Origin of the sequence: Enterobacter cloacae complex sp. SHL012 (assembly GCF_049237505.1) — a bacterium.
GTDB classification, from domain to species: domain Bacteria; phylum Pseudomonadota; class Gammaproteobacteria; order Enterobacterales; family Enterobacteriaceae; genus Enterobacter; species Enterobacter kobei.
This window is the reverse complement of the sequence record NZ_JBMKIZ010000006.1, coordinates 23,559-49,753: the sequence shown is the minus strand read 5'-3', so window position 1 is coordinate 49,753 and position 26,195 is coordinate 23,559. Positions and strand designations below refer to the sequence as shown.

Sequence of the window (26,195 nt, the reverse complement as noted above, 5' to 3'; positions counted from 1 at the left end):
GCAAATATTCAGCCTTCATCCACCCATATCCGCATCTCCCCTTCTCCCCGGTTTGCCCAACTGAACCAGGGAATAAAGGTCAGCGTCTGGGGCTGACGCTGTACCGGCGAGCGATCGTACTGCCACAGCGCATCCGTATCCTTCGCGTGATAACCGCGCCCCTCCGCCTGTATCAACATTTTGTGCGCGAAAATGCCTTTGCCTTCAAATACCCGGAACGCACTGTTTTCAGGCAAAGAGAGGTTATGCAGATTTGCGCCGTTATCAGCTTCTTCCAGACAGTAAACCAGGGGCCCGCGCTGAAGCGCGACTTTACCTGCCTGCTGGCGCACCTGCGGGTTACCGTACACGCGGCGAACCGGCATAGGGAGTGTCAGAGTCAGCGTGTCGCCCTCATGCCAGCAACGGTTGAGGTAAAGATATCCACGAACGACCTCCCCGGTGACGCGTTCACCATTCAGCGAAACAGCCGGTTCGGCGCACCAGTCCGGCAGCCGCAGGGCCAGCGTGTGAGTCACCGGAACAGGCGAGGTTATTTCGATGGTCACCTGATCCTGCCACGGATAGTTACCGCTAATACGTAGCCGGAGTGTGTTTTCATCAATCTGTATGGCGACATCGTTCCCCACATACAGGTTGATCAACAGGGCATCCGGGCGAACGGTATAAATGTAATGTCCCAGTGAGGTCAGCACGCGGGCGATATTCGGCGGACAGCAGGCGCAGCCGAACCATCGCTGGCGGACGGGCTTCACGTGATCGTAGATATGGTTGAACGCCAGCGTTTTCGGATGTACCTCCAGCGGGTTCACATAGAAGAAGTGTTTTCCGTCCAGCGCCATGCCACCGAGTACCGTGTTGTATAACGCGCGCTCCATCACGTCGGCGTAGTGGCTATCTGCCTCCATCTCGAGCATCCGGCGTGCAAACATCATCAGGCCAATGGAGGCGCAGCTTTCCGCGTAGACCGTATCGTTGGGCAGATCGTAATCGCTGCTGAACGCCTCGCCGCTACTTTGCGAGCCAATCCCGCCGGTAATGTACAGCTGGCGCTGCGCCATGTTATTCCACAGCCGCAGGCAGTCCTGGCGTTTACCTTCGTCGCCGCTCAGGCGCGCCAGATGCGCCATGCCCGCCATCAGGTAGACAAAGCGTACCGCATGACCGATGGCCGTTTGTTGTTCAGCAAGAGGCTGATGTGCCTGGCTGTAGGCTTTGTCCTTGACCATCCACGCAGGTCCATAGGTATTCCAGTATGACGTTTTGCCACGCTTCTCGTACTCGATATCGTAGAAGTGAGGCTGGGTGCCGCGTTCCTCAATAAAGTATTTCACCAGATTGAGGTAGCGTGGTTCCTGCGTGACGTCGTACAGCCGCATCAGCGCCAGCTCGATTTCCGGGTGGCCAGGATAACCGTGCAGCTGCGTTTCGCCAGGGCCAAACACGCTGTCGATATGGTCTGCCAGCCTGCACACCACATCCAGCAGGTTGCGTTTACCGGTTCCCTGAAACCAGGCCACGCCAGCCTCAATCATATGCCCGGCGCAGTACAGCTCGTGGCATTCGGCCAGATTGGTCCAGCGCGCCTCGGGGGCCTTAACCGTAAAGTACGTATTGAGATAGCCATCTTCACACTGTGCTGCGGCAATCAGTTCAATGACCTCGTCGGCGGTTTTTTCCAGTTCAGCATCCGGTTTCTGGCATAGCGACCACGCCACGGCCTCCAGCCATTTCGCCACGTCGCTGTCCTGAAACACCATCCCGTAGAATTCACCCTCTTCCAGACCCGCGGCAATGCGGAAGTTGGTGATGGCGTGGCTGGGTTCAGCCTCTGCCACGCGATCGTTCAGCGCTTCCCACTGGTAGGGGATCACCACATCACGGACCAGTCGTTGATACTGCCCGAGAAACGGGTCATTGATTTTCAGTTGGTGCAGATCGGGTTCCATTACGGACATCGTATTCTCCTCAGGAAGGGACATGACGCTGGCGCAGATCGGTGGCAATGCGCGACATCAGTGGATTGTTAAGCCTGCACCAGCGGATAGTGACCGCCAGCAGCAGATGGAAAAGGGCAGGCAGCAGTGTCTCCATGGCGGTGATGCCCTGTAACGAGGCTGGCGTCTGGTTACCCATGCCCGGCTGATAGGCTACGGTGATAAACACCAGGCTGATGATCCCGGCGCTGGATGCCCATGCGAGCTTGATGAAAAACAGGTTGAAGGCGAAGTTCATGCCCGATGAGCGCACGCCGTTTTTCCATTCACCGTAGTCATCGGCAAAAGCCATCAGCGAGAAGTGCAGTGGCAGGGTAAAACCGAGGATCACGCCATTGCTTAAAATAATCACCAGCCAGAGCGTCTGGTGCGCCGGGCCTCCCGGCAGAAACCACATGCCCACCGCAAGCGCAGCGAGCACCAGGTTGGTGTAGTAGTAGAGTTTGACGGTATCAATACGGCGCGACAGCGGATTGACGATCACCGCACCCAGAATGGCCGCAAAAGTCACCATCGTGAAAAACAGCGAGGTATAGGCCGTGCTGCCCTGCAGGACGTAGGTGATGAAGTACATGTATCCGCCGCCGCGAATGTTGAAAACGTTGATCAGCAGAAACGACATCACCAGCATCAGGAGCAGTTGATCGTTTTTACGCAGGCCCGCAAGGTGCTCGCGTAAGGTGAATTTACCCATCAGCGCCAGCGGAACGCGCTCGCGAACCCAGAAGAAGCAGCAGAGAAACATCATCACGGCGACAGCACACAGGACGCCGACGCCAAGCTGATAACCCTTTGCGGCATCGCCCTGACCGAGCTCCGCGACCAGCCATGGCAATCCCACAGAGACCAGAAAACCCGCCACGCCGCACAGCACAAAGCGCCATGACTGGCAGGCGATCACCTCGTTGTGTCGGGTAGTCATGGTGTTAATCAGCGCGCAGTAGGGCACGTTAATGGCGGTATAACCAACGGACAACAGCAAATAGGTACCAAACGCCCAGGCGATTTTCACCCCCATGCTGGCTTCCGGTACGGTGAACGTCAGCACGCCAATCACCCCGATGGGGAGCGCCACCCATAGCTGCCAGGGACGAAAACGTCCCCAGCGGCTCTGCGTGCGGTCAGCAATCACGCCCATCACCGGATCGGAGATGGCATCAAACACACGAAGAGCAATAAATAGCGTGCCCACGAGCGCGGGAGTGAGGCCAAAGACATCGGTATAGAAAAAGGTCAGGAAATTCATGATCAGGCAGGTAATTACCGTCCCGCCCGCATCACCCAGGCCGTAGCCAATTTTTTCGCGGACGGACAGCCGGTCATCTGCCGCCCCTTGTGTCACGTCTGATTCAGTAATCGGTGTGGAAGTCATGAAGTAACTCCTCGATGAACGAATTTATTATCGTATTTATGCAAGGTACCCATTTATTCTGCATTGAACGGCAAGGCCAACAAGGGAAGGGAAAAGTATAAAAAGGTGACGATTCCGACCTGATGAAGAAAATGTGATTTCGATCGGACAGTTATTCAGATATTAGTTAATAATCAATGCGTAAATTGAATATTGATGGCAATAAAAGCGGAATGGTGAATATCCATGCTCGAATTATCCATAGCGCTTCCGATTAAGGTCCAAAATGGCGGGCTATTTATTTCCCGGGGCGTGGGTCGCCATCCTGCGCGGAAATTAACATCGTGGGAGATTATTTTTGTCGAAAAAGGGACATTAACGATCCAGGAAGAAAATACGGTGTTTGAGGTGCGTGCGGGGGAGACGTTACTGCTTTGGCCTGACAGGCGACACGTGGGCGTAGGCGAATTCCCTGTCGATCTTAAATTTTACTGGCTGCATTTTGAGATTGAACATTACCCCTCTTCACAACCCAATCTGGCGATAGAACAGCATTGTCGCGTGAGGGACGCCCAGTCTGTCATTTCTCTTTTCCGCCAGTTCTTAAGCGAGCAGGAGAAATTACAGCGAACCATGGCGCTTGAAATCATTTTACTGCTGATCTTACAGCAAATTTCCCGTCCTTCCGGATATGAAGACAGCGCCAATGAAGCCGGTGCGGCCATGGCGTGGAAGGCGAAACAGCTTATTCGCACACAGTTTCATTTACCGCTTTCAACGTCGCTACTGGCAAAAGAGCTGCACTGCAATGCGGATTATCTTGGGCGAGTATTTCGCCGGACATTTCATTTAACCCTGACGGAGGCCATTCATCGCCAGCGTGTCCGGGCGGCAGAAAAATTACTGCTCAACGAGGCCGCATCATTAACCGAAGTAGCGACACGCTGCGGTTTTAATGATGTGGGCTATTTTCGACAGATTTTTTCTAAGCACACCGGTCTAACGCCCGCCGTCTGGAAACGGCGGTACTGTAAAGAGCATATTAATTCTGGTTGACCTGTCTCGGGGTCGCCAGATTATGCCCGCTGTGCAGCATCATCTGGCGTAACGCGTCACTGACCGTCTTCGCGCCAGGCTTTTTCGATTTCTTCGGCGAGAATTTTGACGCCCGCTTCAATTTTTTCCGGATCGGGCACGTAGTTCATACGCATGCACTGGTGCGTGTGCGGCCACGGCTTATCCAGACCCGGGAAGAAGTAATCACCCGGCACCATCAACACACCGCGTTTTTTCAGACGCTGGTAGAGCAGTTCGGTGGTGATCGGCAGGTCCTTAAACCACAGCCAGAGGAAAATCGCCCCCTCAGGTTTGTGGATCAGGCAGCGCTCTTCCGGCAGGTAGCGGCGAATCGTCGCGATGGTTTCCTGAACGCGCTGATAATAAAACGGCTTGATAACCTCGTTAGACAGGCGCAGCAGGTCGTTGCGCTTAATCATTTCACACATCATTGCCGGACCGATGCCGCCCGGTGAAAGGCTGATAATGCCGTTCATATTGGTAATGGCGGTGATGATTTTCTCGTTGGCGATGATGATGCCGCAGCGGCTACCCGGCAGGCCCAGCTTAGAGAGGCTCATACACAGAACGATATTCGGGTTCCACAGCGGACGCGCTTCGCTGAAGATAATGCCCGGGAACGGCACGCCGTAGGCGTTATCGATCACCAGCGGAATGCCGTGCTGATTTGCCAGCGCATCCAGTTTCATCAGCTCGTCGTCGGTAATGACGTTGCCCGTTGGGTTAGTCGGACGGGAGACGCAGATCATGCCCGTCTCTTCACCGATATGCAGATGTTCAAAATCGACGTGATATTTGAACTGGCCTTCCGGCAGCAGCTCAATGTTAGGGCGTGCGGAGACGAACAGATCCTCTTCCAGACCGGAATCGGCATAGCCGATATATTCCGGGGCCAGCGGGAACAGCACTTTTTTGGTCGTGCCGTCGGCGCGACGTCCAGCGAACAGGTTAAACAAGTAGAAAAACGCGCTCTGGCTGCCGTTTGTTAGTGCAATATTCTGTGGTTCGATATCCCAGCCCAGCTCGTCACGCAGCATTCCAGCGAGGAGCGCCAGCAGTTCAGTTTTGCCCTGAGGACCGTCGTAATTGCAGAGCGCATCGGTCGCTTTGCCGTTTTCCAGCATCTGAGCGAGCAGCGTCTGGAAATAGGTATTCATCTCCGGAATTTGAGCCGGGTTTCCGCCGCCGAGCATGATTGCGCCCGGTGTGCGCAGCCCGTCGTTGAGGTCCTCCATCAGGCGAGTAATGCCTGAATGGCGGGTGAATTTGTCGCCGAAAAGTGAAAACGTCATAGCAGGTGATCTGTCGAGCTTATTTTGAAAGTGGGTAACCATAACGCTAGCACCGTGTTGGTGCAAATCGGGTGGTGTGGTCGGATTTGTTGTTTTGTGTGGCGGGTAAGGATTTATTCAGTGAATTGTTCTGGCGGTTTTTTCTCCCCTCACCCCGGCCCTCTCCCCTGTGGAGAGAGGGTTAGGGTGAGGGGGGGATTATTGATTACCAGCCCATACCACCATGACTTTATCGCCCTTGTGCTCGCGCACAAAGCCATACCCTTCTTTCAGCGACAGCGTGGTTTGCTTGCCTTCGCCGATCGCCGGGTGACGGGCGCGGAACTGACCCAGCATTTGCCAGTGGGCGACGGTTGACGCCTGCGTGCCCGTGACATCCTGCCAGTTCATATCCGAACGGGTGCCCTGAAGCGGGTCGGAGCCCGTCGGGCCGAACGGACGTTCGGATTCATCCCCGTAATAGATTTGTACGCTGCCCGGTGCCAGCAGGAGCAGCTCAGCCGCGCGCTGACCACCTTCGCGGAACAGGCGTGTGTCATGGGAGGAGAGGTAGCTCAGAACGTTGAAGCTTTGCAGCTTTTCTGCCATCTGCTGCCACGTCAGGTCGATATCGGCCAGGCAGTTCACCGCCTTTGCCGCCTGCTCCTGATAATCAAAGTTGATCATCGCATCGAAACCGTGGCGGTAATAATCACTCTGCATCACCCCGTGACCCCAGGATTCCCCGGTCATCCAGAACGGTGCGTTGTCGAGCTTTTTGTCCGGGTTCGCCCCTTTCCAGGCCGCCAGTGCCTGACTTGTCTGATCTTTTAGCTGCTGCCAGGCCGCAAGCTCGACGTGCTTCGCGGTATCGACCCGAAAACCGTCGATGCCGTAGTCTCGTACCCACTGGCTGAGCCAGTGAGTCAGATAGTCGCGCGGGGTATATCCCGGGATGGCCTTCGCGTGGGTATCGGGTTTGTGCTGATAAAAATTGGGTAACCCGGAAGGGACGGTGGATTCCGTTTTCAGGTCGGGCAGGAACGCCAGCGACATCGTCAAATCATCAAAGCCAGGGTTGTCGTAATCACCGATGTCGGTACGGATCCATTTCTTGCCCCACCATTTTTCCCATGCGGCTTTGTCGCTGAAGTTAATGTAGTCATTGAAGCTGTGCCAGGTTTGGCCTGCACCTGGCTTCCAGTCGGTCCAGTGTTCACCCAGCGTTTTTTTCAGCTCATCACCCTGTAAATACAGCGCGCCAAACTGATACGCCTGCATGTCTGCTAGCGTCGCGTAGCCCGTGTGGTTCATGACGATATCGAACAGGATGCGGATACCACGCTTGTGTGCTTCATCGACAAGATGGCGCAAATCTTCTTCGGTACCCATGTTGGCATCAAGCTTTGTCCAGTCCTGGGTGTAATAGCCATGATACGCATAGTGAGGGAAATCCCCTTTGGTCCCCCCGCCTACCCAACCATGGATCTGCTCAAGCGGAGAGCTTATCCAGAGCGCATTCACCCCCAGTTGCTGTAAATAATCGAGCTTGCTGGCAAGTCCCTTGAGGTCGCCACCGTGGAAGGTGCCAATCTCCTGCATGCCGTCTTTATGGCGGCCATAGCTGTTGTCGTTGCTCGGGTCACCGTTCACATAGCGGTCGGTCAGGACAAAATAGACGGTGGCGTTCTGCCAGCTAAACGGTGCGGGTTTATCCGTTTCGGCGCGCTCAAGCAGCAGCAGGCCATTACTGCCAGCGGCGGGCTGCAGGGTAATGTTTCCGTTCTGTACCGTCGCGGTCTGTTTGCTGTAGAAATCACGCACTACTGTCCCTTCCGGGAAAGTATCGCTAACGTTCAGCGTCAGCGGTTTACCATCCCACTTCGGACACTGGCGGGTAGCGGTTGCCACCGGTTGTTCTGCTGCACTCTGAATTGTCAGCAGCAGTGTGGGCGTGCCGGAGCGAGTATCAATCCGCATCTGATATTCACCGTCGCGGAAAAGGCGCCACTGCGGCGGCGTGCTATCGCAGGGTTTGAGCGACAGCATCTCATTGAGTTTTATCGCCTCTGATGGCTGCCAGCACGTCTTGTCAAAACTCAGCGTAAGAGGACGCGTACCCTTCGCAAGCTTTGCCTGGCTGGTGAAAATCCCGGTGCCTTCGGCGCTAAAACTATTAAACCCCGGTGATGACCAGTCAGCGTGTGCCAGTGCGGGTAGCATCAGAAAAGCCAGAGCGGTGCGTTTCATTCCATTTTCCTGTCGCGGCATTTTTAACCAGTTTGCCATCAGGCGGAGGGTAAAAACTCATCCTCCAGCGCTTTCTGCCAGGAGGACGTGTGAGGATGAGTGATCCCGCGCAAAATTAGGCAGTTATCTGCGATATCGCGCACAAATTTTCAGGAGTGCTGTTTTTATAAGCAAGTTTCAGGTGACATAGTTTCGGATTTGGACTATTTCTATACGTGCTCTTGAAGTCTATTTTTGATATGATTTGAGATTCCGCTCTCAAATTTGTGAAAAAAATAAGGTGTTAGGATGATGACATCCGACCAGGAGACCTAATGATATCGACTCCCATTCGACGATATGGGGCTGCGATACTCATGTTACTCACCATGGCATTTTCAGGTGAGGTGCTTGCGAAGACGCACACGGATACAACGAGTAAGAAAGCCCACGTAATAAAGACGACAAGTAGTAAGGTTAGCAGTAAACAAGAGTATTCTCGCAATAGTGCAAAGAGTAGTTCACTTCCTGATTTGCGAAAATACCCTTCCGGAACACCAAGGAAAAAAGCGTTTCTCCGGACGGTAATGCCTTACATCACGAGTCAAAATGCCGCGATTACTGCGGATCGTAACTGGCTGATTTCCAAACAGTACGATAGCCGCTGGTCGCCCTCAGAACGCGCGCGTCTGAAAGATATCACGAAGCGCTACAAGCTGAGCTGGAACGGTAACACCCGTCGTGTGCCGTGGAATGCTCTCCTTGAACGTGTCGATATCATCCCGAATAGCATGGTTGCGACCATGGCGGCAGCCGAAAGCGGCTGGGGAACGTCAAAGCTGGCGCGTAATAACAACAATCTTTTCGGTATGAAGTGTGTGAAAGGTCGTTGTAATAATGCGCCTGGCAAGGTGAAAGGCTATTCTCAGTTTGAATCAGTCAAAGATTCCGTGGGTGCCTATGTGGTCAATCTGAATACGCATCCGGCCTACTCATCCTTCCGTAAATCACGTGCTCAGTTGCGTAAAGCGGATCAGGAAGTGACGGCCAGTACGATGATCCACAAGCTGAAGGGTTATTCGACGAAGGGGCAGAGCTATAACAACTATCTGTTCGCGATGTACCAGGATAACCAGCGCTTAATCGCCGCCCATATGTAATCACTAAAAACGCCTTCTAAATGAAGGCGTTTTCTTTTCTATATCAGCACCTCGCTGTGGCGATCCCGATACTCTTTTGGCGTGGTGTCATACTCTTTGCGAAACACCGAATAGAAATATTGCAGCGACGGATAACCGCACATCTGTGAGATTTCGTTGATCGACAGTGATGTTGAGATGAGCAGGCTGCGGGCTTTCTCCAGTTTCTCCGCATGGATGACGGCATGAATGGTTTCGCCCACTTCTTCTTTGAAACGCTTCTCCAGATTCGAACGAGAAATGCCCACCGAATCCAGAACCTGATCGACCTTAATTCCTTTACAGGCGTGGTTGCGAATATAGTGCATCGCCTGAATGACGGCCGGGTCACTCAGGGAACGATAGTCGGTTGAGCGACGCTCCACGACGCGGACAGGGGGTACCAGCAAACGCTGAAGCGGCAGAGACTCTTTATCCAGCAGACGATGCAGCAGCTTCGCTGCCTGATAGCCCATCTGACGGGTGCCCTGTGCCACAGAGGAGAGCGCCACGCGGGAGAGATAGCGGGTGAGTTCTTCGTTATCAATGCCAATCACGCACAGCTTCTCGGGCACCGGGATATGTAAATGCTCGCAGACCTGCAGCACGTGGCGGGCGCGGGCGTCGGTGACGGCAATAATGCCGGTTTGCGGGGGCAGCGTTTGCAGCCAGTCCGCCAGCCGGTTTTGCGCGTGCTGCCAGTTTTCCGGAGCCGTCTCCAGCCCCTGATACACTACGCCGCGATACTTCTCCTGCGCGACCAGCTGGCAAAACGCATGCTCGCGCTCGACTGCCCAGCGCTTGCCGCTGGTGGCGGGTAAACCATAGAACGCGAAACGATGGACGCCTTTCTCTTTTAAATGAAGAAAAGCGGCTTCGACCAGGGCATGATTATCGGTGGCGATATAGTGAACCGGCGGGTAATTTTCGGGGGAATGGTAGGAGCCGCCGACGCCCACGATCGGGACGTCGACGTCGGTCAGCAGCTGTTCAATGACGGGATCGTCATAGTCAGCGATGACGCCATCCCCCAGCCAGTCTTTGATGTTCTCCAGACGGGTGCGGAAGTCTTCCTCAATGAAGATATCCCACTCGGATTGCGACGCCTGCAAATATTCACCCACGCCTTCAACGACCTGACGGTCGTAGGCTTTATTGGCATTGAATAACAACGTAATGCGGTGACGCTTTTCAAACATGGCTCACTTCCCAATTAAGTCACAATACGGTTATCAGGCTCGTCGCTTGGTGGCAGAGTCCATCCAGACTGCCAGTAAAAGAATGGCCCCCTTGACGATATACTGCCAAAACGTCGGGACGTCCATCATACTCATCCCGTTATCCAACGACGCCATGATAAATGCCCCCATGACCGCACCCGCCACGCTACCGATACCGCCGGCGAGGCTGGTGCCGCCAATGACGCAGGCGGCAATCGCATCCAGCTCGGCGATGTTACCTGCGGAGGGCGAACCGGCACCCAGACGCGAACTGAGGATCAACCCGGCGATGGCGACCATCAGGCCGTTAATGGCGAACACCGCGAGCTTAGTGCGCTCGACGTTGATCCCCGAGAGACGGGCAGCTTCAAGGTTGCCACCGATGGCATAAATGCGGCGGCCAAACGCGGTGCGCGTCGCCATAAACATCCCGCCCAGCAGTAACAGCGCCAGCAGCAGGACCGGTGTCGGAACACCGCGATAGTCGTTAAGAAGCCAGATGGCGCCCAGCACAATGACCGCAGTCAGCGCATGGCGTCCTACCACGGAGGTTGATGCCGGTGACGCCAGCCCCAGCGCCTGACGACGCATGCGCCCCCGCCACTGCCAGGCGACAAACGCCAGCAAACCTACCACGCCAATCGTAAAGCCCACGCTATCGGAGAGGTAGCTCTGACCAATTTGCGACATGGCGGCGCTGGTGGGGGAGACGGTAGTGCCGTTGGTAATCCCGATTAAGATCCCACGGAAGGCCAGCATCCCCGCCAGGGTAACAATAAACGACGGGACTTTGCGGTAGGCAACCCACCAGCCGTTCCAGGCCCCCAGGACCAGACCCAGTACCAGCGTCACCGCCACGGTCAGCGGCAGCGGCCAGCCAAGCCAGACGTCGAAAATAGCCGCCACGCCGCCGAGCAGGCCCATCATCGAGCCTACAGACAGGTCAATTTCTGCCGAGATAATGACGAACACCATGCCTACGGCCAGGATCCCGGTAATGGCGGTCTGGCGGAGCAGGTTAGAGACGTTACGCGCGCTTAAATATGAGCCATCGGTCATCCAGGTAAAAAACAGCATGATGACGATAATTGCTGCGATCATCACGAAGACCTGCAGGTTCAGCGCTTTTAGCCCTGCGAACGCACCGGGCGTCGGAACGGCGACTTTGATATCAGACGGATTGCTTTTCGACATGACGTTCGCTCCTTAAAGCGGCTTCCATCACCTGCTCCTGCGTCAGGTTCTGGTTAATCAGGTTGGCTTTCAGTTTCCCCTCGTGCATCACCAGCACGCGGTCGCTCAGGCCGAGCACTTCGGGTAACTCAGACGAAATGACAATGACGGCAATCCCTTGCTGAACAAGCTGATTAATCAGTTTGTAGATTTCATATTTGGCACCGATATCAATCCCGCGCGTTGGCTCATCGAGGATTAATATGCGTGGGTTGAGAAGCAGGCAGCGCGCCAGAATCGCTTTCTGCTGGTTACCGCCACTCAGGCGGCCAATCGCCAGTTCCGGGGAGGACGTTTTGACCTTCAGCCTGGCAAGCGACTGAAGAATGCACTGTTGCTCTGCGGCATCGTCCAGGCTGCTCAGCGCGCCGGAGAACCGATCGAGTGCCGCAAGCGTGATGTTTTTCCCCACCGCCATGACCGGTACGATGCCGTCTTTTTTACGATCTTCCGGCACCATAGCAATGCCGCGGGCAATCGCCTGCTGGCAGTTGTCGATTTTCACTGGCTGGCCGTCGATATAAATCGTGCCCTCCCAGCGCCCGGGCCACACGCCAAACAGACACTGTACGGCCTCCGTGCGTCCGGCGCCGACGAGGCCCGCAATCCCGAGAATTTCGCCGCTGTGAAGAGAAAACGAGACGTTATTCACGCGTTTAATGTGGCGGTTAACGGGGTGCCACGCGGTCAGGTTTTCCACACGCAGCACTTCCTCGCCTCTGGCGTGTGGCTCATTCGGGTAGAGCGCCGTCAGCTCGCGGCCTACCATCATGGTGATGATGTCATCTTCACTCATGCCTGCCGCTTCGCGCGTGCCGATGTGTTGCCCGTCGCGAATGACACAGATGGTGTCCGAAATGGCTTTAACCTCGTTTAGCTTGTGCGAAATGTAGATACAGGCGATGCCGTGGTTTTGCAAATCGCGGATGATATTGAGCAGAACTGCGGTTTCCTGTTCGGTGAGCGAAGCCGTGGGCTCATCGAGGATCAGCAGCCGTACCTGTTTGTTCAGCGCCTTAGCAATTTCTACCAGCTGCTGTTGCCCCAGACCCAGATCGCCCACGCGGGTATCCGGTGAAATATTGAGGCTCACCTGCGCCAGCAGCTTTTCACAGCGGAGCGTCATGGTGTCGTAATCCAGTACGCCGTGGCGGGAAATCTCGGCTCCAAGGAAGATGTTTTCCAGCACGGTGAGATGCTTCACCAACGCCAGCTCCTGGTGGATAATGGCGATCCCTTTACGTTCGGTATCGCGAATGTGTGTCGCCTGGATCACTTCACCGGCAAAGACAATTTCGCCTTCGTAACTGCCGTGTGGGTAGATCCCACACAGAACTTTCATCAACGTTGATTTGCCCGAACCGTTCTCGCCGCACAGCGAAACCACTTCGCCGGGGTTCAACCGGAGGCTGACGTTGTCGACGGCCTTCACTGCGCCGAAGCGCTTGGTGATGCTTTTCATTTCAAGTAAATAAGGCATACCTGCTCCACATAACCCGAGGGAAGAACAGTACAACGTGATGCGCCCCCGCAGAGCGGGGGCCGCGCTGGATTACAGTTCGCTCTTCTTGTGGAAACCGTCTTTAATCACGGTGGCGTCAATGTTCTCTTTATTGACTTCAATTGGCGTGAGCAGGCGAGCCGGAACATCTTTCAGCCCGTTATTCAGCGTCGCGTCTGCTTTAGGCTGCTTGCCATTGCCCAGCTCCACGGCGATTTCAGCCGCGGTATTGGCAAGCTCGGTAATCGGTTTGTAGACCGTCATGGTTTGTGTGCCAGCGATAATGCGTTTTACCCCTGCCAGGTCGGCATCCTGCCCGGAGATCGCGACTTTCCCGGCCAGCCCCTGGGCGCTCAGCGCCTGGATAGCACCGCCTGCGGTGGCATCGTTGGAGGCCACGACCGCATCAATTTTGTTGTTGTTGGCCGTCAGCGCGTTTTCCATAATTTTCAGCGCGTTTTCTGGCAGCCATCCGTCGGCCCACTGATCGCCAACCACCTTAATTTTCCCATTGTCGATGTAGGGTTTAAGGACTTTCATTTGTCCTTCACGGAACAGTTTGGCGTTGTTATCTACCGGAGAGCCACCCATCAGGAAATAATTGCCCTGAGGCACTTTGTCGATCAGGCTTTGCGCCTGTAATTCACCCACTTTTTCATTGTCGAACGAAATATAATAATCAATATCCGCATTATTAATCATGCGGTCATAAGCGAGAACTTTTATGCCCTCTTGCTTCGCTTCTTTCACTACGTTACTTAATACCTGGCCGTTATAAGGGATAATGACCAGAACATCGACACCACGGTTAATCATATTCTCGATCTGTGACATTTGCGTTTCTTCATTGCCATTCGCTGACTGAACAAAGACATTCGCACCGAGTGATTCCGCTTTTTTCACAAAGATATCGCGATCTTTTTGCCAGCGCTCCAGGCGCAGGTCGTCAATCGCCATGCCAATTTTGACCTCTTTGGCATGTCCTGCAAAGCTTACAAGGAGGAGAGTAGTGCAGATCGTTAGGGTCAGGTTCTTTATCTTCATAATTATTAGGCCTTTTGTAGGGGTATGTGTTGCTGAGATAAAAGAAACATTCACTGCTGGGACGCAGCAAATTTTTAACGCGGAAAGGCGGGCTGGCAATTACAGATTTTTATCTTCTCATTACGATATTTGGTTTATTTCTGAATTTATGACCGCGATCGGATTTTAAAATGCGTAACGTCTTAATTACATTTGATTCTGGAATTTACGCCGAAAAATAGTTTGCCTGCGCATTATTTTGCGAGCCAGCGCACAGTTGTGCATTCTCTCAATAGCAGTGTGAAATAACGTAATTGAGCAACCCAAAATGTCTATTCACTATTACTCCTGTATCAACGACTCGCCGCATACCCTGATTATGGAGCTCAATATGCAAGCTTATTTCGACCAACTCGATCGTGTTCGTTACGAAGGCCCAAAAACGACCAATCCTTTAGCATTTCGTCACTACAACCCGGATGAGCTGGTTCTGGGTAAGCGCATGGAAGACCATCTGCGCTTTGCCGCCTGTTACTGGCATACCTTCTGCTGGAACGGCGCCGATATGTTCGGTGTGGGTTCCTTTGACCGCCCATGGCAGCAGCCGGGTGAAGCCATCGAGCTGGCGAAACGCAAAGCCGATGTGGCATTTGAGTTTTTCCACAAGCTGAACGTGCCGTACTACTGCTTCCACGATGTGGACGTCTCGCCGGAAGGTGCGTCTCTGAAAGAGTACCTGAACAATTTCGCGCAGATGGTGGATGTGCTGGCGGCAAAACAGCAGCAAAGCGGCGTGAAGCTGCTGTGGGGTACCGCAAACTGCTTCACTAACCCACGCTACGGCGCGGGCGCGGCAACCAATCCGGATCCGGAAGTGTTTAGCTGGGCGGCCACGCAGGTGGTGACGGCCATGAACGCCACGCATCAGTTGGGCGGCGAAAACTATGTCCTGTGGGGCGGCCGTGAAGGCTACGAAACCCTGCTCAACACCGATCTGCGCCAGGAGCGCGAGCAGATTGGCCGCTTTATGCAGATGGTTGTCGATCATAAGCACAAAATCGGCTTCCGTGGCACGCTGCTGATCGAGCCGAAACCGCAGGAACCGACCAAGCACCAGTATGACTACGACGTGGCGACGGTGTATGGCTTCCTGAAACAGTTCGGTCTGGAAAAAGAGATTAAAGTTAACATTGAAGCCAACCACGCCACGCTGGCGGGCCACTCTTTCCATCACGAGATTGCGTCTGCGATTGCACTGGGCATATTTGGCTCTGTCGATGCTAACCGCGGCGATGCACAGCTGGGCTGGGATACAGACCAGTTCCCGAACAGCGTGGAAGAGAATGCGCTGGTGATGTACGAAATCATTAAAGCGGGTGGTTTCACTACCGGCGGCCTGAACTTTGACGCTAAAGTACGTCGTCAGAGCACCGACAAATACGATCTGTTCTACGGCCACATTGGCGCGATGGACACCATGGCGCTGGCGCTGAAAGTCGCCGCTCGCATGATTGAAGACGGTGAGCTGGATAAGCGTGTTGCGAAGCGCTACAGCGGCTGGAACAGTGAGCTGGGTCAGCAAATTTTGAAAGGCCAGTTATCACTTGCGGAGATCGCGAAGTACGCTGAACAGCAGCAGCTGGCGCCGCAGCACCAGAGCGGGCACCAGGAACTGCTGGAAAACCTGGTCAACCACTACCTGTTCGATAAATAACAGCACGTAGGCCCGGTAAGCGTTAGCGCCACCGGGCATTTCTGTTAAAGGAGTCACCGTAATGTATATCGGGATCGATCTTGGCACGTCGGGTGTGAAAGCCATCCTGTTAAGCGAGCAGGGCGATGTGTTAGCCACGCAGACGGAAACGCTGCAGGTTTCACGTCCGCATCCGCTGTGGTCGGAACAGGACCCGGAGCAGTGGTGGCAGGCAACGGACCGTGCCATCAAGGCGCTAGGCGAGAAACACCCTCTGCGGGACGTCAAAGCGCTGGGGATTGCCGGGCAAATGCACGGCGCAACGCTGCTGGATAGCCAGCATCGCGTGTTGCGTCCTGCGATCCTCTGGAACGATGGCCGCTGTGCAGAAGAGTGTGCGCTTCTTGAGGAACGTGTACCCACCTCCCGCCAGATCACCGGCAACCTGATGATGCCCGGTTTTACCGCACCGAAACTTCTGTGGGTACAGCGTCATGAACCTGAGATTTTCCGGCAGGTGGCGAAAGTCCTGCTGCCGAAAGATTATCTGCGTTTTCGCATGACGGGTGATTTCGCCAGCGACATGTCTGACGCGGCGGGCACGATGTGGCTCGACGTGGCGAAACGTGACTGGAGCGAGGCGATGCTGGATGCCTGCCATCTGACCCGCGCCCATATGCCCGCGCTGTTCGAAGGTAGCGAGGTGACAGGCACGCTGCAGCCAGCCGTTGCTGAACGCTGGAATATGCCAGCCGTACCGGTGGTGGCCGGAGGCGGTGACAATTCGGCGGGGGCCGTGGGTGTCGGCATGGTGGAGGCAGGGCAGGCGATGCTGTCGCTGGGAACGTCCGGTGTCTATTTTGCCGTTAGCGACGGGTATCGCAGCAACCCTGAAAGCGCAGTGCACAGTTTCTGCCATGCCCTTCCGGGGAAATGGCATTTGATGTCAGTGATGCTCAGTGCCGCATCTTGCCTGGACTGGGCGGCAAGACTCACCGGCATGGCCGATGTTCCGGCGCTCATCTCCGCCGCGCAGCAGGCGGATGACACCGCGGGTACGATCTGGTTTTTACCGTATCTTTCCGGTGAGCGAACGCCGCACAACAACCCGGAAGCGAAAGGGGTGTTCTTTGGTTTAACTCATCAGCATGGCCCGGCTGAGCTGGCGCGTGCGGTTCTGGAGGGTGTGGGCTATGCGCTGGCCGACGGCATGGACGTGGTGCATGATTGCGGCCTGAAACCGTCGAGCGTCACCCTGATTGGCGGCGGCGCGCGGAGCCCTTACTGGCGACAGATGCTGGCTGACATCAGCGGATTGCAGCTGGATTTCCGCACTGGTGGCGATGTCGGGCCCGCGCTCGGCGCCGCACGGCTGGCACAGATAGCCATGAACCCCGAAAAACCGCTTTCACAATTGTTACCGCAGCTTCCGCTTGAACAGGCGCACTTGCCTGACGCAGCACGCCATGCCCGCTATGCGCAGAGGCGCGACGTGTTCCGCAAAATCTATCAGCAGCTGCTGCCGCTGATGTCGTAAACACGCTTGTCCGACAGAGGCTCGAGGATGTCCTTTTTTGGTCTGTGCGTGCCTTCCTTTCCTTGCCAGTATGGTGTTACACCCACTGGCGAGGAGATTTATCATGTCACGTACTGCATTAATCAACATTGATACTCAGCAGTCATTTCACCATCGCAATTACTGGCACGAAGGCGATATTCCTGCCTTTCAGCAGGCGATGCTGGGTCTGATTGAAGGCTGCCAGGCGCGCGGTATTCCGGTCGTTGATATTTTTCATGTAGATGAAGACGGCCCGTTCACACTGCAAAGCGGCTATGTCATACCGATGGCCTTTTTGCGTCATCAGCCGGATGTGGTTTTCCAGAAACATGTCTATAATGCCTTCACGGATACCGGGCTTGACCGCTGGCTGCGCGAGCGTGATATCAACAGACTGATTATCTGTGGCATACGCACGGAACAATGCTGTGAAACCACCGCGCGGGTGGCATCCGATCTGGGCTATGCTGTGACCTTTGTGAGTGAGGCAACGCTGACATTTCCTATGACCTACAAGGGCATTACCCTGAGTGCAGCGGAAATTCGCCATCGTACCGAGACTGTACTGTCCGGGCGCTTTGCCGAGATTAAAACGGTAGTGGAGACGCTGGAGTCACTGTAATGCGCATCGACGTCTGGTTCGTAATGTTGCCAGGGGTGTTGTCATTGGATATGACGGGCCCGGCAGAGACTTTTGTGCTGGCGGGCGACGCGTTTCGTCTGCGTTACATTGGTCCGCAACCCGAGGTGCCGACGTCGATTGGCCTGACGATGGGTGGCATCCAGCCGTTGCCGGAAAGCCTGCCTCGGGGCAGCTTACTGGTATTGCCGGGAGTGAGCGATTCCCGTGTTCAGTTCTCCACGCCACAGGCGCAGCAGATTCAGCACTGGCTGATGCGCCTGCAACCGCAGATCCAACGCCAGGAAATCACCGTTATGTGCGTCTGTTCAGGGGCGTTGCTGGCGGCGAAATCGGGCCTGCTGAATCAGCGGCAGTGTACTACCCATCATGACGTCATTAACCGTCTGCGCACCGCGGCGCCTGGGGCGACGATTAAAGAAAACCGGATATTTGTGCAGGATGAGAACATCTGGACCAGCGCAGGGATCACGTCGGGCATCGATCTGGCGCTGCATATGATTAATCGCCTGTGCGGCCCCGAAAAGGCGCTGGCTGTGGCGCGTGAGATGGTGGTGTGGTTTCGCCGTTCCGGTGACGATCCTCAGCTTTCGCCGTGGCTACGCTACCGAAATCATCTGCATCCGGCGATCCATCGGGCGCAGGATGCGCTCACCGCAGAGCCGCAAAAAACGTGGAGCCTGCCAGATATCGCCGCACTGGCGCACGTCAGCCCACGTCATCTCACTCGGCTTTTCCAGTCACATTTAGGGATTAGCGTTCGCGATTATCTGGAGCAGCTGCGTCTGGCGGTGGCGGAACAGTGGCTGATGCAGGGGCGCGGCGTGGAGCAGGCCTCACTGGCGGCAGGGTTTTCCTCCCCGCGCCAGTATCACCGCGCCCGGCAGCGAAGCGTTAACTGACGAAGCGGCGAGTGTCTATTTTTTGCAGCAGCATCGACAGCAGCAGGCTGATGACCAGCGTGGCGGCAAAAATCCAGATGATATCCAGCACCGGCCAGCTCTTTAGCTCCACACCTCTTGTTCGCAGGGCGTGGATCACCAGCGCGTGAAAACCATAAATTCCGAGCGAGTGCCGCGAAATCACGCTCAGGACCGGGAGTGGCCGCGCGTTGAGCGTGTTTTTAACGAGCGTAAGCAGCGAGACGGCACAGAGAAACACCATCGGTCCGCAATACAGGTACCAGGTATCGGCAAAATTACCGCGCCACTGCAATTCGTGCAGCGTCCCGCGCGATATCACCGCCACGCCTGCGATAAACAGCGACGCACAAAGCCAGTTTAGACTACGTTTTTGCGTCTCCATCATCCCGATGGCGCGCCCCAGCATGCCGTAAAGCACGTAATAGAAGGTATCGCCGTTGATATAGAGATTGACCGGCAACCATTCAAATCCGTCGATTTTCTGCGAGACCGTATTCGGGTTGGCGATGAGGCCAATCACCACCATCAGGGCCAGCAGCATTTTCCCGCTGACGTTTTTCACCTGAATAAGAGGAGAGACGAGATAGATAACGATAATGGCGAAGAAAAACCACAGGTGATAGAACACTGGTTTTTGCAGCAAATATTTGAGTGATACCCCGGCGTTAATTGAGGTGAACAAGGTGATATAGAGCAAGGCAACGGCGCTGTAAAACCCCAGACAGGCCGCGATGCGGGTGAAGTGCCTCGGTTGCGCGCTACGTTCGCCAAAAAAGAGAAAGCCGGAAATCATAAAAAACAGCGGGACGCTGACGCGAGACGCAGAGTTGAGAATGTTGGCAATGTCCCAGTTAACAGAGCTGATGCTGTGCGCATTCGTGACATACCAGGTCGTCGTGTGGATCATGACCACCATCAGACACGCTATTCCTCGCAGGTTATCAATCCAGTTAATTTTTGACGCCATCAGTTCCTCGTATTCCCTGTAAATGGAGTGTGACTGCCATTGTCCAAAAGTCTTCGTTTGGAAAATTCTGAGTTTTATCAGCAGGCTTGCCGGAAGACCGCGAGATTCGCAGAATGGCGGACCTTAATCTATAAAAGCTTTGATACTAAAAATAACAGCCACTGACCAGGACGGTAATAAAAATGATGATGAAGCGAGTGGCGTCACTCTTTCTGCTGCTCATGCTGGCAGGTTGCAGTACGCCACAAGAAGCACCTGTGCAAAAAGCACAGCAGGGCAAAATGAGCCCGGAACGTTCACTGAACATGGAGGCAATCTGTAAAGATCAGGCTGCACGCCGCTATAACTCGGCCGTTCAGAAGATTGATGTCACCGGATTTGAGCGCTTTCAGGGAAGCTATGAGCTGCGGGGCCATACGTCGCGTAAAGAGGGCTTTGTCTGCTCGTTTGATGCAGACGGCCAGTTTTTACACCTCTCCATGCGCTAGCCTGCTCGCATAATCAACAGCCAGACGTCGCCCACGTTCTGGCCTGAAGGCTTATTTCCCAATTTTCCCTAAACAACCCCGTTTCGTACTGTATATCTTGCAGCCAGCGGGTATACTGGTCCCTTCCATTTAAAACCACACGTATCCAGCACGAAATACTATGCAAAAGTTTGATACCAAGACCTTCCAGGGCCTGATCCTGACCTTACAGGATTACTGGGCTCGTCAGGGCTGCACCATTGTTCAACCTTTGGACATGGAAGTCGGCGCCGGCACTTCACACCCGATGACCAGCCTGCGCGCGTTGGGACCAGAGCCAATGGCGACCGCGTATGTGCAGCCTTCCCGTCGTCCGACCGATGGTCGTTACGGTGAGAACCCGAACCGTCTGCAGCATTACTATCAGTTCCAGGTGGTGATTAAGCCATCGCCCGACAATATTCAGGAACTGTACCTCGGGTCGCTGAAAGAGCTGGGTATGGATCCAACCATTCACGATATCCGTTTCGTGGAAGATAACTGGGAAAACCCAACGCTGGGTGCCTGGGGTCTGGGTTGGGAAGTGTGGCTGAACGGCATGGAAGTGACCCAGTTCACTTACTTCCAGCAGGTTGGCGGTCTGGAATGTAAGCCGATCACGGGTGAAATCACCTACGGTCTGGAACGTCTGGCGATGTATATTCAGGGCGTAGACAGCGTTTACGACCTGGTCTGGAGCGACGGCCCGCTGGGTAAAACCACCTACGGCGACGTGTTCCATCAGAACGAAGTGGAGCAATCCACCTATAACTTCGAATACGCGGACGTGGACTTCCTGTTCACCTGCTTCGAGCAGTACGAGAAAGAAGCGCAGCAGCTGCTGGCGCTGGAGACTCCGCTGCCGCTGCCTGCTTACGAGCGTATTCTGAAGGCCGCCCACAGCTTCAACCTGCTGGACGCCCGCAAAGCCATCTCCGTGACTGAACGTCAGCGCTACATTCTGCGTATTCGTACCCTGACCAAAGCCGTTGCTGAAGCTTACTACGCGTCCCGTGAAGCCCTTGGCTTCCCGATGTGCAACCGAAACAAATAAGAGGCGGCCATGTCTGAGAAAACTTTCCTGGTGGAAATCGGCACCGAAGAGCTGCCACCAAAAGCCCTGCGCAGCCTGGCTGAATCTTTTGCTGCGAACGTGACTGCTGAGCTGGATAACGCTGGCCTGGCGCACGGTAAAATTGAGTGGTTTGCTGCGCCGCGTCGTCTGGCGCTGAAAGTGGCAAATCTGGCGGCGTCTCAGCCGGATCGTGAAGTCGAAAAACGTGGCCCGGCTATTGCCCAGGCGTTCGACGCGGAAGGCAAGCCGAGCAAAGCGGCTGAAGGCTGGGCGCGCGGTTGCGGCATCACCGTTGACCAGGCCGAGCGTCTGACCACCGACAAAGGCGAGTGGCTGCTGTATCGTGCGCATGTGAAAGGCGAGAGCGCAGAAGCGCTGCTGCCGGACATGATTGCCACGTCGCTGGCGAAATTGCCGATTCCTAAGCTGATGCGCTGGGGCGCGTCTGACGTCCACTTCGTGCGTCCGGTGCATACCGTGACCCTGCTGCTGGGCGACACCGTTATTCCTGCCACCATTCTGGGCGTGGCGTCCGATCGCGTGATCCGCGGCCACCGCTTTATGGGTGAGCCGGAGTTCACCATCGACAATGCCGACCAGTATCCGCAAATTCTGCTGGAGCGCGGCAAGGTCATTGCTGACTACGAACAGCGTAAAGCCAAAATCAAAGCGGACGCGGAAGAGGCGGCGCGCAAGATTGGCGGTAATGCTGATCTGAGCGACAGCCTGCTGGAAGAAGTGACCTCTCTGGTTGAATGGCCGGTGGTGCTGACCGCGAAGTTCGAAGAAAAATTCCTGGCCGTTCCGGCAGAAGCGCTGGTGTACACCATGAAGGGTGACCAGAAGTACTTCCCGGTCTACGCCAACGACGGCAAGCTGCTGCCAAACTTCATCTTCGTCGCCAACATCGAATCGAAAGATCCGATCCAGATTATCTCCGGTAACGAGAAGGTCGTTCGTCCGCGTCTGGCGGATGCCGAGTTCTTCTTCAATACCGACCGCAAAAAACGTCTGGAAGATAACCTGCCGCGTCTGCAGACCGTGCTGTTCCAGCAGCAGCTGGGTACGCTGCGCGACAAGACCGACCGCATTGCGGAGCTGTCCGGCTGGATCGCCCGCGAAATTGGTGCCGACGTCAACCATGCGACCCGTGCGGGCCTGCTCTCCAAGTGCGACCTGATGACCAACATGGTGTTCGAATTTACCGACACCCAGGGCGTGATGGGCATGCACTACGCGCGTCACGATGGCGAAGCGGAAGACGTGGCTGTGGCACTGAACGAGCAGTATCAGCCGCGCTTTGCGGGTGACGAACTGCCGTCCAACCCGGTCGCCTGCGCCGTGGCGATTGCCGACAAGATGGACACCCTGGCGGGTATCTTCGGTATCGGCCAGCATCCAAAAGGGGACAAAGACCCGTTTGCGCTGCGTCGTGCTGCGCTGGGCGTGCTGCGCATCATCGTTGAGAAGAACCTGAACCTCGATCTGCAGACACTGACCGAAGAAGCGGTGCGTCTGTACGGCGACAAGCTGACCAACGCGAACGTGGTGGACGACGTTATCGACTTTATGCTCGGTCGTTTCCGCGCCTGGTATCAGGACGAAGGTTACACCGTTGACACCATTCAGGCGGTGCTGGCGCGTCGTCCGACCCGTCCGGCTGATTTCGATGCGCGTATGAAGGCGGTTTCCCACTTCCGTACGCTGGAAGCGTCATCTGCGCTGGCTGCGGCTAACAAGCGTGTCTCCAACATTCTGGCGAAATCCGACGAAACGCTGAACGAACGCGTGAACGCCGCAACCCTGAAAGAGCCGGAAGAGATTGCTCTGGCGATGCAGGTTGTGGTGCTGCGCGACAAGCTCGAACCGTATTTCGCGGAAGGCCGCTACCAGGAAGCGCTAGTGGAGCTGGCGGAACTGCGTGACGTGATCGACGCCTTCTTCGAGAAAGTGATGGTGAACGTAGAAGATAAAGACCTGCGTATCAACCGTCTCTCTATGCTCGAAAAACTGCGCGAGCTGTTCCTGCGCGTGGCGGATATTTCGCTGCTGCAGTAATGTGCACGCTGTCATAAACATGTGAGCCGTCTTTCTTTCCGGGTGGCGCTACGCTTACCCGGCCTACATTGTGTAACGGGTTGCACGTTTCATTGTAGGCCCGAGCAAGCGTAGCGCCGCCGGGCGAAACTGACAAAATGCACTTTGCCAGCAGTTTGAAAACCCGCTTCGGCGGGTTTTTTTATGGGGCTTTTGTAGGCCGGATAAGCGCGGCGCCTTCAGGGTATCGGCAAAGTAGTCCTTCCCAAAGGGCTGAGGGAGTATAAGTCGCCCAAAATTTAACCTTGAAACCTTCAACACATTACCGTTATCCTTACCCTCGTTAAATTTCTCGCGCTGGAGTGCCCCCCAAAAATGAACAAACACGACTGATGAATTTCGATCCTTGCTAAACGCCACCGCGTCGGCAGGGGATGTTTTGATTTCATTCAGGAGTGCTTATGGCTCATTTTGCGCAGTCCCCTTCTTTTATTTTGCATCAGGTCACCTGTCAGTTTGCGACGGGGGATATCCTTTTTGGTCCGCTGAATCTTTCTCTGGAACCGTCTCTGTGCGCGCTGGTGGGCCGCAACGGCAGTGGGAAAACACGTCTGCTGCGCCTGCTGGCGGGGCTTGATGAACCCGCAAACGGGCATATCGAACGAACCGGAACACAGGTTTATGTGGCGCAGCAGCAGGATATTTTGCCACACACGACGCTGGCTGAATTGCTCGGGTACGAGGCAATCTTCGCGGCGCGAGCGCGTGTCGACAGCGGAGAGTATCAGCCTGACGATCTGGAAACGCTTGATGGCTTCTGGGATTTAGCAGAACGCCTGAGCGAGGCGTTTGCCCGGGCGAGACTGCCGCCGTTTGATCCGGATAAGCCTGCCGCTGAACTCAGCGGTGGCGAGCGTGTCCGCGCGTTGCTGTGCGGGGCGTTTACGGCGCAAGCGGATTATCTGCTGCTGGACGAACCCACTAACCACTTGGACCGGCAAGGCCGGACATGGTTCTACGACCAGCTTGCCCGTTATCAGGGCGGTGTACTGGTGGCCTCCCATGACCGTGAGCTGCTGGCGCAGGTGCCGCGTATTCTTGAACTGAGTGGCGCGGGTCTTCGCAGCTATGGCGGGAATTATGCGGATTATCAAACCCAGCGCGATGCTGAGCAACAGGCTGCCCGTGCGGCGCTGGAGCACGCGGCGACGGCGCGCAAACGTACCCGCGCGCGCATGCAGAAAGAGCATGACGACGGCCAGCGGCGGTCGGCAAAAACATTGCGCACCGTCGATACCCTCAATATCGCATCGTTCGAACGCGTCAAATATAAAGGCGCGGCAAAGGAACGTATTGGCAGCTGGAAAAAACAGCATAACGAGCAAAATGATGCCCTGAACGCTGCCGTAAACAAGGCGCGTGAGCGGGTTGAAGACGATAACCCGGTGATGTTTACCCTGCCGGGGAGTCAGATCCCGGAAGGAAAACAGGTGCTGGTGATGGAAAATCTGGTGCTGCCGCATGTGCCCGTTCCCCCACTCAACTGGCGGATGGATGGTCCGATGCGCGTGGCGTTAAAAGGACCAAACGGCTGCGGGAAGTCGACGCTGTTAAAAGCGATTCTCGGCGAAATCAGCCCGCGTTCAGGGACCTGCAACGTTTCCGTCAGCTGCGCTTATCTCGATCAACATCTGTCCCGGCTCGATCTCTCGCAGTCGGTCATGACCCACCTCAACCTGGGCAATACGCCCCTTGAAGAGGGGGTATTACGAACCCGTTTAGCGCAGCTTCAGTTGGGGGTCGATAAAGTCGCGCTCCCGCTGGCGGAACTGAGCGGCGGTGAGCGTCTTAAGGCGGCACTGGCCTGCGTATTATGGCGTGCTGAGGCCACGCAGCTCCTGCTGCTGGATGAACCGACCAACCATCTGGATCTGGCCTCGGTTCAGGCCATTGAAGCGGCATTGGCCGGTTTTCCGGGAGCACTGCTGGTGGTGTCACACGATGACGCTTTTTTAAAAGGGTTAACGTTGTCGCACGAGATGATCTGGGAAGAGGCGGGCTGGCGTTGCGAAAGTCTTTAAACACAAGCCCCCGCGAAGGCGGGGGCGTTCAAACGTCACTACGCTATCTGTTTGCTGAGTGCAGGGTTGGCCTGAATCAGGCGCATCAGCTTTAACTCGGTTGGCGTGGGTCTCTCACGTTTTGACTCCCACTCCAGCACCATCGCTACGCTGACACCCATCGCTCTGGCGAATTCTTCTGTCTTCAGACCTGTCCCTTTGCGCAATTGCTCATATTCTGTAAAGGGATTGGCTTTTTGTTGCAGGGTAATCGTCTGCGGTACATCTTTAAAAATGATCTGTTCCAGACTGCTCAGCAGCTCAAACTCAGGATCTTTATATTCCATTGAGAACTCCTCTTAAATCTCACATCGTGATCAAGAACATCAGAGAGCCAATTAAGAATAGTCCCTAATACAAACCCAGGATCGTCACGGGTGTGATTAATCGTGCGGTAACGATCGCTTTATCCGATTCAGCTATATGGATAGTTATGCTAATTACCTGATTAACCATAAGGAGGGCCCGTCAGGTATTTTTTTGTAAATGATAAGAAATAAATCGGCAATAGGCGTTTTACATGAAAAGAGTATCTTGCAAGGCTGACCTGGACTATCCTTGTAAGCCGTCGGGCACGCGTGTGCCGGTGTGCGCTT

At 55.2% G+C, this 26,195-nt stretch carries 20 protein-coding genes; 10 read left to right on the top strand and 10 right to left on the bottom strand.

What is annotated here, in order from left to right; translation table 11 throughout:
- Positions 1–8: 8 nt before the first annotated feature.
- Both ACOTY9_RS18115 and ACOTY9_RS18110 read right to left on the bottom strand, forming a co-directional pair.
- Positions 9–1,958, bottom strand: coding sequence for a glycoside hydrolase family 127 protein (locus ACOTY9_RS18115; protein ID WP_348566016.1), 1,950 nt, complete (start codon positions 1,956–1,958; stop codon positions 9–11).
- 10 nt (positions 1,959–1,968) lie between these two features.
- Positions 1,969–3,369 (bottom strand): MFS transporter, encoded by a 1,401-nt coding sequence (locus tag ACOTY9_RS18110; RefSeq protein WP_348566015.1) that lies wholly within the window; start codon positions 3,367–3,369, stop codon positions 1,969–1,971.
- A 225-nt stretch (positions 3,370–3,594) separates the two neighbouring features.
- On the opposite strand from ACOTY9_RS18110, the gene ACOTY9_RS18105 reads away from it, so the two are divergent.
- Positions 3,595–4,404: an AraC family transcriptional regulator gene (locus ACOTY9_RS18105; protein ID WP_014882029.1), complete on the top strand. Its 810-nt coding sequence runs from the start codon at positions 3,595–3,597 to the stop codon at positions 4,402–4,404.
- 56 nt (positions 4,405–4,460) lie between these two features.
- Here the strand turns inward: ACOTY9_RS18105 and avtA are convergent, their stop codons facing one another.
- A complete protein-coding gene (gene avtA / locus ACOTY9_RS18100) occupies positions 4,461–5,717 on the bottom strand; it encodes a valine--pyruvate transaminase (RefSeq protein ID WP_014882030.1) in 1,257 nt (418 codons plus the stop codon).
- Positions 5,718–5,915: 198 nt separating this feature from the next.
- Positions 5,916–7,946 carry an alpha-amylase gene (locus ACOTY9_RS18095; RefSeq protein ID WP_014882031.1) on the bottom strand — a complete coding sequence of 677 codons (2,031 nt, stop codon included), beginning with the start codon at positions 7,944–7,946 and terminating at the stop codon, positions 5,916–5,918.
- Positions 7,947–8,260: 314 nt separating this feature from the next.
- On the opposite strand from ACOTY9_RS18095, the gene ACOTY9_RS18090 reads away from it, so the two are divergent.
- Positions 8,261–9,085, top strand: a complete 825-nt coding sequence (locus ACOTY9_RS18090) for a protein bax (protein ID WP_014882032.1) — start codon at positions 8,261–8,263, stop codon at positions 9,083–9,085.
- 38 nt (positions 9,086–9,123) lie between these two features.
- On the opposite strand, the gene xylR is transcribed toward ACOTY9_RS18090, so the two are convergent.
- The 4 genes from xylR to xylF all read right to left on the bottom strand — a co-directional run bounded on the left by xylR (position 9,124) and on the right by xylF (position 14,101).
- Positions 9,124–10,302, bottom strand: coding sequence for a D-xylose utilization transcriptional activator XylR (gene xylR / locus ACOTY9_RS18085; RefSeq protein ID WP_014882033.1), 1,179 nt, complete (start codon positions 10,300–10,302; stop codon positions 9,124–9,126).
- A gap of 33 nt (positions 10,303–10,335) precedes the next feature.
- On the bottom strand, positions 10,336–11,517 hold the full coding sequence (xylH, locus tag ACOTY9_RS18080; RefSeq protein ID WP_014882034.1) for a xylose ABC transporter permease XylH: 1,182 nt from the start codon (positions 11,515–11,517) through the stop codon (positions 10,336–10,338).
- On the bottom strand, positions 11,495–13,036 hold the full coding sequence (locus ACOTY9_RS18075) for a xylose ABC transporter ATP-binding protein (protein ID WP_014882035.1): 1,542 nt from the start codon (positions 13,034–13,036) through the stop codon (positions 11,495–11,497). The genes xylH and ACOTY9_RS18075 overlap by 23 nt, the downstream gene beginning before the upstream one ends.
- A 72-nt stretch (positions 13,037–13,108) precedes the next feature.
- Positions 13,109–14,101 (bottom strand): D-xylose ABC transporter substrate-binding protein, encoded by a 993-nt coding sequence (xylF, locus tag ACOTY9_RS18070; RefSeq protein ID WP_014882036.1) that lies wholly within the window; start codon positions 14,099–14,101, stop codon positions 13,109–13,111.
- 370 nt (positions 14,102–14,471) lie between these two features.
- Here xylF and xylA point away from each other — a divergent pair, with 370 nt between their 5' ends.
- The 4 genes from xylA (at position 14,472) to ACOTY9_RS18050 (ending at position 18,873) form a co-directional block, all read left to right on the top strand.
- The gene (xylA, locus tag ACOTY9_RS18065) at positions 14,472–15,794 is read left to right on the top strand and encodes a xylose isomerase (protein WP_086527836.1); all 1,323 of its coding nucleotides are present in this window, start codon (positions 14,472–14,474) and stop codon (positions 15,792–15,794) included.
- A 61-nt stretch (positions 15,795–15,855) separates the two neighbouring features.
- Entirely contained in the window at positions 15,856–17,310 is a 1,455-nt protein-coding gene (xylB, locus tag ACOTY9_RS18060; protein ID WP_045134447.1) for a xylulokinase, read from the top strand.
- A gap of 103 nt (positions 17,311–17,413) precedes the next feature.
- A complete protein-coding gene (locus ACOTY9_RS18055) occupies positions 17,414–17,953 on the top strand; it encodes a cysteine hydrolase family protein (protein WP_347485969.1) in 540 nt (179 codons plus the stop codon).
- Positions 17,953–18,873 carry a GlxA family transcriptional regulator gene (locus ACOTY9_RS18050; RefSeq protein ID WP_048996519.1) on the top strand — a complete coding sequence of 307 codons (921 nt, stop codon included), beginning with the start codon at positions 17,953–17,955 and terminating at the stop codon, positions 18,871–18,873. The genes ACOTY9_RS18055 and ACOTY9_RS18050 overlap by 1 nt, the downstream gene beginning before the upstream one ends.
- Here the strand turns inward: ACOTY9_RS18050 and ACOTY9_RS18045 are convergent.
- On the bottom strand, positions 18,866–19,861 hold the full coding sequence (locus ACOTY9_RS18045) for an acyltransferase (RefSeq protein WP_348566014.1): 996 nt from the start codon (positions 19,859–19,861) through the stop codon (positions 18,866–18,868). The two genes, ACOTY9_RS18050 and ACOTY9_RS18045, sit on opposite strands and share 8 nt — an antisense overlap.
- Before the next feature lie 182 nt (positions 19,862–20,043).
- Here ACOTY9_RS18045 and ACOTY9_RS18040 point away from each other — a divergent pair, with 182 nt between their 5' ends.
- From ACOTY9_RS18040 to ACOTY9_RS18025, 4 genes are all read left to right on the top strand, one after another.
- Positions 20,044–20,349 (top strand): YsaB family lipoprotein, encoded by a 306-nt coding sequence (locus tag ACOTY9_RS18040; protein WP_014882040.1) that lies wholly within the window; start codon positions 20,044–20,046, stop codon positions 20,347–20,349.
- Between the two features lie 160 nt (positions 20,350–20,509).
- Complete coding sequence (gene glyQ, locus ACOTY9_RS18035; RefSeq protein ID WP_003860141.1) at positions 20,510–21,421, top strand: glycine--tRNA ligase subunit alpha; 912 nt, start codon at positions 20,510–20,512, stop codon at positions 21,419–21,421.
- Between the two features lie 9 nt (positions 21,422–21,430).
- Positions 21,431–23,500, top strand: a complete 2,070-nt coding sequence (gene glyS / locus ACOTY9_RS18030; RefSeq protein WP_014882041.1) for a glycine--tRNA ligase subunit beta — start codon at positions 21,431–21,433, stop codon at positions 23,498–23,500.
- 440 nt (positions 23,501–23,940) lie between these two features.
- Positions 23,941–25,560 carry an ABC-F family ATP-binding cassette domain-containing protein gene (locus tag ACOTY9_RS18025; protein ID WP_348566013.1) on the top strand — a complete coding sequence of 540 codons (1,620 nt, stop codon included), beginning with the start codon at positions 23,941–23,943 and terminating at the stop codon, positions 25,558–25,560.
- A 38-nt stretch (positions 25,561–25,598) separates the two neighbouring features.
- Here ACOTY9_RS18025 and ACOTY9_RS18020 read toward each other — a convergent pair whose 3' ends face one another.
- The gene (locus tag ACOTY9_RS18020; RefSeq protein WP_014882043.1) at positions 25,599–25,886 is read right to left on the bottom strand and encodes an HTH-type transcriptional regulator; all 288 of its coding nucleotides are present in this window, start codon (positions 25,884–25,886) and stop codon (positions 25,599–25,601) included.
- Positions 25,887–26,195 lie beyond the last annotated feature (309 nt).

Bases quoted from the DNA above. Each gene is read 5' to 3' on its own strand.
- ACOTY9_RS18115 (WP_348566016.1), bottom strand. From the start codon at position 1,958: ATGTCCGTAATGGAACCCGATCTGCACCAACTGAAAATCAATGACCCG.
- ACOTY9_RS18110 (WP_348566015.1), bottom strand. From the start codon at position 3,369: ATGACTTCCACACCGATTACTGAATCAGACGTGACACAAGGGGCGGCA.
- ACOTY9_RS18105 (WP_014882029.1), top strand. From the start codon at position 3,595: ATGCTCGAATTATCCATAGCGCTTCCGATTAAGGTCCAAAATGGCGGG.
- avtA (WP_014882030.1), bottom strand. From the start codon at position 5,717: ATGACGTTTTCACTTTTCGGCGACAAATTCACCCGCCATTCAGGCATT.
- ACOTY9_RS18095 (WP_014882031.1), bottom strand. From the start codon at position 7,946: ATGAAACGCACCGCTCTGGCTTTTCTGATGCTACCCGCACTGGCACAC.
- ACOTY9_RS18090 (WP_014882032.1), top strand. From the start codon at position 8,261: ATGATATCGACTCCCATTCGACGATATGGGGCTGCGATACTCATGTTA.
- xylR (WP_014882033.1), bottom strand. From the start codon at position 10,302: ATGTTTGAAAAGCGTCACCGCATTACGTTGTTATTCAATGCCAATAAA.
- xylH (WP_014882034.1), bottom strand. From the start codon at position 11,517: ATGTCGAAAAGCAATCCGTCTGATATCAAAGTCGCCGTTCCGACGCCC.
- ACOTY9_RS18075 (WP_014882035.1), bottom strand. From the start codon at position 13,036: ATGCCTTATTTACTTGAAATGAAAAGCATCACCAAGCGCTTCGGCGCA.
- xylF (WP_014882036.1), bottom strand. From the start codon at position 14,101: ATGAAGATAAAGAACCTGACCCTAACGATCTGCACTACTCTCCTCCTT.
- xylA (WP_086527836.1), top strand. From the start codon at position 14,472: ATGCAAGCTTATTTCGACCAACTCGATCGTGTTCGTTACGAAGGCCCA.
- xylB (WP_045134447.1), top strand. From the start codon at position 15,856: ATGTATATCGGGATCGATCTTGGCACGTCGGGTGTGAAAGCCATCCTG.
- ACOTY9_RS18055 (WP_347485969.1), top strand. From the start codon at position 17,414: ATGTCACGTACTGCATTAATCAACATTGATACTCAGCAGTCATTTCAC.
- ACOTY9_RS18050 (WP_048996519.1), top strand. From the start codon at position 17,953: ATGCGCATCGACGTCTGGTTCGTAATGTTGCCAGGGGTGTTGTCATTG.
- ACOTY9_RS18045 (WP_348566014.1), bottom strand. From the start codon at position 19,861: ATGGCGTCAAAAATTAACTGGATTGATAACCTGCGAGGAATAGCGTGT.
- ACOTY9_RS18040 (WP_014882040.1), top strand. From the start codon at position 20,044: ATGATGATGAAGCGAGTGGCGTCACTCTTTCTGCTGCTCATGCTGGCA.
- glyQ (WP_003860141.1), top strand. From the start codon at position 20,510: ATGCAAAAGTTTGATACCAAGACCTTCCAGGGCCTGATCCTGACCTTA.
- glyS (WP_014882041.1), top strand. From the start codon at position 21,431: ATGTCTGAGAAAACTTTCCTGGTGGAAATCGGCACCGAAGAGCTGCCA.
- ACOTY9_RS18025 (WP_348566013.1), top strand. From the start codon at position 23,941: ATGGCTCATTTTGCGCAGTCCCCTTCTTTTATTTTGCATCAGGTCACC.
- ACOTY9_RS18020 (WP_014882043.1), bottom strand. From the start codon at position 25,886: ATGGAATATAAAGATCCTGAGTTTGAGCTGCTGAGCAGTCTGGAACAG.